Origin of the sequence: Methanobrevibacter cuticularis (genome assembly GCF_001639285.1) — an archaeon.
Taxonomy (GTDB): Archaea; Methanobacteriota; Methanobacteria; order Methanobacteriales; family Methanobacteriaceae; genus Methanobaculum; species Methanobaculum cuticulare.
This window is the reverse complement of record NZ_LWMW01000068.1, coordinates 1-574: the sequence shown is the minus strand read 5'-3', so window position 1 is coordinate 574 and position 574 is coordinate 1. Positions and strand designations below refer to the sequence as shown.

The 574-nt window shown below is 27.7% G+C and carries 1 protein-coding gene; it reads right to left on the bottom strand.

Annotation, left to right across the window (positions count from 1 at the left end):
- A partial coding sequence (locus tag MBCUT_RS11195; RefSeq protein WP_169805368.1) for a hypothetical protein occupies window positions 1-574 on the bottom strand: 574 nt, incomplete at both ends.

Sequence of the window (574 nt, the reverse complement as noted above, 5' to 3'; positions counted from 1 at the left end):
TTAAATGTGTTGTTATTTTTTTAGATACATTTCTTATAAAATGAAGAATGCAGTATTGGTGATCGAAACCTAGATCATTCATTATTCCATCATATTCGTTCAACATATCAGTTACAATACCTTTACGTTTGTGAGGAGGAATATTATCTTTGATAAATGATTTAACCAGTTCTTCATCCACAGTATCATTTAATATTTCTGTAATTGGCACATTGTTAATAATATCAAAGAGAACATAACGGTACTTCCATGTTCCAGATATTTTAGCCCATTGCTCATCATAACCATAATAACCAGATAATTCAACATCATCATTAACATAATATAATTTATTATGAACAGAAACAGAAGATCTAACAGATTCATGAGATATTTTAATTTTACTGAAAATTTTGTGTATTTTTGAGGTGTTTCTAAGTGAAATACTATCTAAACGCATTATTTTAACTGTTTTATTCTTAGTTTCCTTAGAAAAATTAGAATAAGGCCCATATTCATCGTGAAATTCAGTTTGAGATAGTTTTCCACAATTTTTACACCTATATCTTTGAACTTGAATATCATACTGCTTTCC